We start from the raw sequence: 6,739 nt of genomic DNA, 5'->3' as shown, positions 1-6,739 counted from the left end.
CGGCGGGGGCCGGCGGCCTGGGCGGCACCGGCGGGGCCGGCGGCACTGGCGGCGCGGGCGGACCCGGCTATGGCTTCGCCCCCCCGTTCCAGGCTCCGTCGGGCAATCCGGGTAACCCTGGCTTGAAGGGTGCCGACGGTGCCAATGGCCGTCCGGGTTAGCCCTGGCCGCTGTCATCCAATTCGGTCCACTTTTCCTTGGAGATCACCATGACCAATTTTGCTGTGTTGCCGCCGGAGATCAATTCGTGGCGGATGTTTGCCGGTGCCGGTTCCGCGCCGATGCTGCAGGCCGCGGTGGCCTGGGAGGGGCTGTCCGCGGAATTGGAGTCGGCCGCCCACGCGTTTACCGCGGTGACCGCGGGGTTGACGGGCCAGGCGTGGCAGGGGTCGGCGGCGGCGGCGATGGCGGCCGCCGCGGCACCCTATCAGCGGTTCTTGAGCGCAGCCACGGCTCAGGCGGCCGCGGCGGCCGGACAAGCCAAGTCTGTCGCTTCGGCGTTCGAGGCGGCCCGCGCGGCGACCATTCCTCCGGCGGCGGTGGCGGCCAACCGAAACGCGTTCGTGGAGTTGGTGATGACGAACCTGTTCGGCCAGAACGCGCCCGCGATCGCGGCGGCGGAAGGCATCTATGAGCAGATGTGGACCCAAGACGTGGCCGCCATGCTCGGATACCATTCGGGGGCCTCGGCGGCGGCGGCCCAGCTGGTCTCGCTGCCCAGCAATCTGCAGCAGCTGCTGCAGGGCCTGCCCAGCCTGGGCGTGGGCAATAAGGGCAACGCCAACGTCGGCAGCGGCAACACGGGCAGCGGCAACGTCGGGGAAGGGAACCGAGGCAGTTCCAATCTGGGCGGCGGCAATATCGGCAACGACAACATCGGCAACGGCAACCTGGGCAACGGCAACGTCGGCATTGGGAACTTTCGCAACGGCAACATCGGCCTAGGAAACATCGGCAGAATCGCCACCAGCGCGGATCCGGGCCACAACATCGGCATGGGCAACCGCGGCAACAACAACATCGGCTTCGGAAACAACGGCGAAGCCAATACCGGCGGCGGGAACGTCGGCAATGCGAACATTGGCGGTGGCAATACCGGTAACAACAATTTCGGTTTCGGCAACACCGGCAACAACAACATCGGCATCGGCCTCACCGGCAACAATCAGGTGGGCATCAACCTGGCCGGGCTGCTGAATTCGGGTACCGGCAACATCGGCATCGGCAACTCCGGCACCAACAACATCGGCTTCTTCAATTCCGGCGATCACAACGTCGGCATCTTCAACACCGGCATCAACCCCCTGCAGCCAGGCCAGCTGAACAGCATCGGTTTCGGCAACTCGGGCTACGGCAACATCGGCATCGGAAACGCCGGTTTGCTGAACACCGGCATCGGCAACGCGGGCATATTGAACACCGGCTTCGGCAACTCGGGCAGCGAGAACACCGGCTTCGGCAACGCAGGCTCGTACAACACCGGCTTCTGGAATTCCGGTGACACCAACACCGGCAGCGGGAATTCGGGGAACGTCAACACCGGTTGGTGGCATTCGGGCAACGTCAACACCGGCTTTGGCTCGACCACCAACACCGGCCTGGCCAATTCTGGCTTCGGCAACACCGGCACTTCCATTTCAGGGTTCGGTAACGCCGCCATCGGCAGCAATGCCTCAAACATCTCCGGCTTCGGCAACACCGCCAGCGGCCACCCGTTGGCCAACGGTCGCCTGTCGGGCGTTGGCAACACCGGCATACCAGGCCCCCTCAGCTCCGCCACCACCAGCGGATTAGGCTCGGGCTTCTTCAATGTGGGCACCGGCCTGTCGGGATTGTTCAGTATCCGCCGACAATTACCGTGACATCAGGTTCGTCGCGTGCAAGGACGGCCCGCCGCCGTTCGTACGCCTGTCCGGCGCGAGGGCTGTGTATCCCCGGCGAATGAGTCTGCCTTGCTCTGGCTAGAGGTGTAGCGAGAGTCCATACAGCTGGTGTGGCGTGTGGTGACTGAACCAGCGTCGACGATGCTTGTCGACCGTCACGTAATTCCCCAGGGCTGCCGTCACGGAATTCCCCGGGTGCGGGCCTCGGTGGTAGGTCTACCGTGGCCGTGGTGGTGTTGTCTAGCTGCGGGCGCGTCCGGGCCGTTTACGGGGCCAGTAGCTGGGTCCGTCCATGAGGATCTGGTGGCTGCTGTTGATGATCCTGTCGAGTAGGGATTCGACTACGACGGGGTTCGGGAATAGGCCGGCCTCGAGCCGATCGCAGCCGTGCTTGTCTCGCAGTCCGAGCACTCCTTGCGCTGAACCCAGGTGGTGGATCCGTACCAGTCGCTGGGTGCCCGGTTTGAGGTCAGGATCAACGGCTTTGCGCTGACAGCGCCCAACTCAATTCAGAGCCGCAGCCCTGCTGAAACGAACCGCCGCAACGGCGTGCGGCAGCAAGAACATGGGCCACCGCCGGACCCGTGTCGCGTCATTCCGCCGGGATCAGGATCACCTCGATGCCTGGGTCTCCCGTTATCCGATGGACCAGCGAGGCACCATGGGCGGCCGTTCCAGGAATCGAGCGTCGGGTACGACACCGGCTATGCCCCGAGCGGGCATACCCGCCAACGGCAACCCCCCCAGCATGCCGCCCAGTCCGCTCCCGTCCGCGGCCGGAGCAGCACCGAGGCCAGTGCCCGCCAGGGCTGCGGCGGCTCGGGCCGGGGCAGCGGCGGTCCAGGCCTGCGGCACCGACAACGACCCGACTAAGCCTGCCTGCCCCATACCAGCCGACAGCGCCGCAGCGTTACCACCGACCAAACCGGCCGAGGCTGATCTGAGCACGCCCGAACCCAACCCGTCGGCAATTGCCGGCGCCAATGCGGCGGTGGCCGACGGGAGCAGGCCCTTCAGCTTCTCTCCGGTCGACAGGCCGGCGCTGGCTATCCACGCGGTCGAACTCATCACCGACAGCATCGGACTCAGCGAGCTCAGCGCCGAGGACGGCGACGATAGCGGCGAGGCAAGGCCCTGCAACGCCGAAGGCAGCATTGAGGTCACCTGGGTCAGTGCGGCCTGCGTGTTCGTCACGATCGAATTGCCGCTGACCTGGGCCACAACCGCACCTTGCGCGGCGAGTCCGGCCGGGTTGGCGACCTGCTGCGGCGAGGTGAACGGCGTCAACATCGACGCCGCCGCAGATGAGCCCGCGTAGCCATACATCGCCGCCGCATCCTGGGCCCACATCTCCGCATAGTGGGCCTCGGTAGCGGCGATCGCCGGGGTGTTCTGCCCGAAGATGTTGGTGGCGATCAGCGTCATCAACAGGCTGCGGTTGGCGGCGATCACCGGCGGCGGCACCGTCGCCGCGAATGCCGCGGCATGGGCCGCCGCGGCGGCCCGGGCCTGGCCGGCTGCCTGCTCGGCCTGAGCAGCGGCGGTGTTCATCCACGCCACATAGGGCGCGGCGGCACCCGCCATCCATGTCGCCGCCGGACCATGCCAGGACAAGGCGACCAACCGCGAGATCACCGCCTCGTAAGATGCTGCCGCGGAACTCAATTCGACGGCCAACTCATCCCAGCCGGCCGCGGCCGCCAGCATCGGCCCCGAGCCGGGACCCGCATACATTCTGGCGGAGTTGATCTCCGGTGGGAGCGCCCCGAAATCCATTCGTGTATCCCTTCGATTACAGGCCGCTTCAGCCGGTAGCGGCCGCGTTGGCGGCCTCGGTGGCTGCATAGGAACCGGCGCTGGTCGCCAAGGCGGCGACAAACTGGTCATGAATGGCTGTGGCCTCGGCGGCCACTGTTTGATAGAGCTGCGCGTGCGCGGCGAATTGGGCCGCGGTCAGCACCGACACTTCGTCGGTAGCCGCCGGCACCACGCCGGTCGTCGGAGCCGCTGCGGCCCCGTTTCCGGCGCTGATTGCCGAACCGATGCTCTGCAGATCGCCGGCCGCTGACGCCAGCGCTTCCGGTTGTGCAGTCACAAATGGCATGGGTTGCCTCCCTTGAAAACGTCGGCACCGCTGCCGCCGATGCGTTTGTTGCTCGATTGCTCGAATAGTCCCGGTGTCGTCGGGCTTGTTGTAGTGCTGGAGATTTCAGCGAGTCGATCGACGGCGATCAGGCCGCGCGCCTGGACCTGTGCAAACCTGCCGCCACCGGCCCCTGTGGTGCCGTGGGATTGGATCAGTCCTGGCGTGATGCGCGATTCGCGGTGGCGACGTCGGCCGGTGGTGTGGTACCCGCTCGTGTGGCCCGGTTGCCACGAGCTGCGCAGTGCACGGTTGATGTAGCCAAGGGGGTCCGTGGACACGACATGATTCATGCGATCGCCGCTTTAATCGAGGCCGCGACATGAGGCGCGGAGGTGGACGTGAGTCAGCTGTCACCGGCCGTCGTGGCATAACACCACGGCCTGATGCTGACCAGTCAGCGGCGAGCCAAGCAGAACCGGTTCAAGAGGTCCTGACCAGTGAGGACGGTAGCCGGCGCACGCGGGGGACTCCGCCCGGCCGGCCCCACAAGGTGAGTCAGCCATCCCTTGCCGGCGAGAGCCGCCAAAACGATGCCCATCACAACTAATGCGGTGACCGCCGATTGGGGCTGGGCAGCGATCGCAGATACCTTCGACGACTTGCAAATCGGCAGCCCTTGGACAAGTTGGGGCTGATCCGCAGTGACGGCGAAGGCACCGGGTAGCGATGTGGACAGAACGGGTTGCGGTGCGTTAGCCGTCGCAGACACGGCGCGCGCCGCCCCGCAGTGGCCAACGATCGCCAGCATCGCCACCGCAGCCGCTACCGCGACAGCGAATCGCAGCCGCAGCGGTCTGCATGCCGAGACACCTCGGACACCCGACCATAACCGGATGTGCCCCATACCCGCCCAGGGTACACCACCGGGTGCCGCAACCCAACGACTTCGAGCGCAGCATTTCGGTGACGTTTCTGCGAAGAGCCCGCTTCGATGGCCAACGATCGCAAGCCGGATCTCCGTTGGCGCGGAGAGACGTGTTGGTCAAGTCTTCTGGTCCGACGACCCGGCTATTGACAAGACCGTTGCTGCCCACGGCTCCGTTTGTCGTGGAGCCCAATCAAGACCACGCTAGCTAGCGCTAGCCCCGGGCGCCGAGTGGCCGGCCGACTGCTGCAGCATGCCCGCGTCCAAAGCCGCATAGCCGCAGCGTTCCAAATCCGTTGCCGGGCAATAGGTCTGGAGCATCAGCTGGGCCGTCCAATTCCTCCTGCCGCATCGGGCTGGTCGGTGGACCAGGTGCCCGGCACCATCGGCATCGGTGGGCCGCCGCCGTATCGGTCATCGTCTAGCGTCGTCAATCCCGCTGCCGTGGCGATGCTGTCCTGCGAAACGATGCCGGCACTACCAAACGGCGCCGCACCGTCTTCGGAGCTCGCCACCGCGCCGACGGTTTCGCCACCCGGCGGCCGGCCCCAGTCCGGGGCGACCTCGACGTCCATATGCATGAACTCGTCGCCATGCCCACGCAGCGTCGCGCGCCGGCGCCGCCGTGCTCGCGCCTGCTCCCGGGCTGCCGCCGGGGCCGCGGCGGTATCGGGCTCCGGCGCCTCCTTCTTGGCGCCGGAGCTGGCACTGGTGCTCATCCGCGAGTCAGACCCAATGCCGGGGCCGCCGGCCAGGTAGGGGTAGCCGAACCCGGCGACACCCGCGACCGGCGGCGGCGGGCCGGCCGGAGTGGCGGTTGGTGTGTGCGCGGGCACTGTATTGGAAGCGGGAGCCGAGCCGGGGCTCACGACACTCGATGCAGTCGGGGCGAGCCCGATGGTCGCCAACTTCGGCTCTGCCGCGATCGGGATAGGTTCGGCGGCTGCGCCCCCGGTAGGTATCGCGGCCAGGCCGGCTAGGCCGCTCCCTGCTGCCAGGCCGCTGACCGCGCCCAGATTCGCGATCGCCAGGCCAAGGCCGACCGACAACAACTGCGGGGATGGAATCAGGTTGGTGACAACCACCTGCACATGGAACATGAAATCGGCTTCCATCACGGCAAGAAAGGTTGGCACCTGCGCTGGATTCGTCAACAGGGTGTTCCAAAGCTCTGGCAATTGCTCACTAAGCTCGGACGCCCAGTCCAAATAGAACTGTGGGTCGGACGGGCAAAGAACCACCTCGGGTTCTCCGGTCCATGGATCTATCCTGGTGCCGAGGGTGCAGCCGTCGCTGCCGCTGGCGCTGTCGGATTTCAGGATCTGCGGCACCGGCGAGACGCGCGATACCGCCGCCAACGCCGCGCCGGCGATTGCTTGATAGGTGCTCATTGTGGTGGCGGCCTGGATCCACATCCGCAGATAGTCGGCCTCGTTGAGGGCGATCGGGATGGTGTTGATCCCGAAGAAGTTGGTTGCCACCAAAACCGAGTGCATGGCATGGTTGGCGGCCAGCTCGGCAAGAGTCGGCATGGCCGCCAGTGCCGTGGTATAGGCGGTTGCCACCGTGTCATGCTGGGCTGCCGTCTGCGCGCCGGTGGCACTGGCCTGCGCCAACCACAGCAGGTATGGCAGATGCGCGGCGACATACTGCTCTGCGCTGGGGCCATCCCAGGCGCCAGCCTGTACCGCGCCCAACACCGCCGCGAGTTCTTCTGCAGCAGAAGCATATTCGGCGCTCAGCGACGACCATGCCGCCGCGGCCTCCGACAACGGGCCAGGACCCGGGCCGCTGCTCAGCAGCGTCGAATGCACTTCCGGCGGCAATGCCATCCACAGCGGGACG

Annotated in this window: 5 protein-coding genes and 1 pseudogene; 1 reads left to right on the top strand and 5 read right to left on the bottom strand. The window is 66.5% G+C overall.

Annotated features, from left to right (window positions below; genetic code table 11):
- Positions 1-209 precede the first annotated feature (209 nt).
- Positions 210-1,862, top strand: a complete 1,653-nt coding sequence (locus tag CDN38_RS16505) for a PPE family protein (protein ID WP_075509062.1) — start codon at positions 210-212, stop codon at positions 1,860-1,862.
- A 261-nt stretch (positions 1,863-2,123) separates the two neighbouring features.
- On the opposite strand, the pseudogene CDN38_RS29530 reads toward CDN38_RS16505, so the two are convergent.
- The 5 genes and pseudogenes from CDN38_RS29530 to CDN38_RS16480 form a co-directional block, all read right to left on the bottom strand.
- A pseudogene (locus CDN38_RS29530) lies at positions 2,124-2,380 on the bottom strand (hypothetical protein); the annotation flags it as partial.
- 139 nt (positions 2,381-2,519) lie between these two features.
- The gene (locus CDN38_RS16500) at positions 2,520-3,659 is read right to left on the bottom strand and encodes a PPE family protein (protein WP_075509060.1); all 1,140 of its coding nucleotides are present in this window, start codon (positions 3,657-3,659) and stop codon (positions 2,520-2,522) included.
- A gap of 28 nt (positions 3,660-3,687) precedes the next feature.
- Positions 3,688-3,987, bottom strand: coding sequence for a PE family protein (locus CDN38_RS16495; protein ID WP_075509059.1), 300 nt, complete (start codon positions 3,985-3,987; stop codon positions 3,688-3,690).
- A 436-nt stretch (positions 3,988-4,423) separates the two neighbouring features.
- A complete protein-coding gene (lpqS, locus tag CDN38_RS33575; protein ID WP_456320263.1) occupies positions 4,424-4,873 on the bottom strand; it encodes a putative copper homeostasis (lipo)protein LpqS in 450 nt (149 codons plus the stop codon).
- Positions 4,874-5,214: 341 nt separating this feature from the next.
- Complete coding sequence (locus tag CDN38_RS16480) at positions 5,215-6,726, bottom strand: PPE family protein (RefSeq protein WP_075509061.1); 1,512 nt, start codon at positions 6,724-6,726, stop codon at positions 5,215-5,217.
- Between the last annotated feature and the right edge of the window lie 13 nt (positions 6,727-6,739).

Origin of the sequence: Mycobacterium ostraviense, assembly GCF_002705925.1 — a bacterium.
Classification (GTDB): Bacteria; Actinomycetota; Actinomycetes; order Mycobacteriales; family Mycobacteriaceae; genus Mycobacterium; species Mycobacterium ostraviense.
Note: the sequence above shows the minus strand (reverse complement) of the source record. Positions and strands in the feature narration are given on the sequence as shown.

Coding starts and splice junctions, on each gene's coding strand:
- CDN38_RS16505 (WP_075509062.1), top strand. CDS start 210: ATGACCAATTTTGCTGTGTTGCCGCCGGAGATCAATTCGTGGCGGATG.
- CDN38_RS16500 (WP_075509060.1), bottom strand. CDS start 3,659: ATGGATTTCGGGGCGCTCCCACCGGAGATCAACTCCGCCAGAATGTAT.
- CDN38_RS16495 (WP_075509059.1), bottom strand. CDS start 3,987: ATGCCATTTGTGACTGCACAACCGGAAGCGCTGGCGTCAGCGGCCGGC.
- lpqS (WP_456320263.1), bottom strand. CDS start 4,873: ATGGGGCACATCCGGTTATGGTCGGGTGTCCGAGGTGTCTCGGCATGC.
- CDN38_RS16480 (WP_075509061.1), bottom strand. CDS start 6,726: ATGGCATTGCCGCCGGAAGTGCATTCGACGCTGCTGAGCAGCGGCCCG.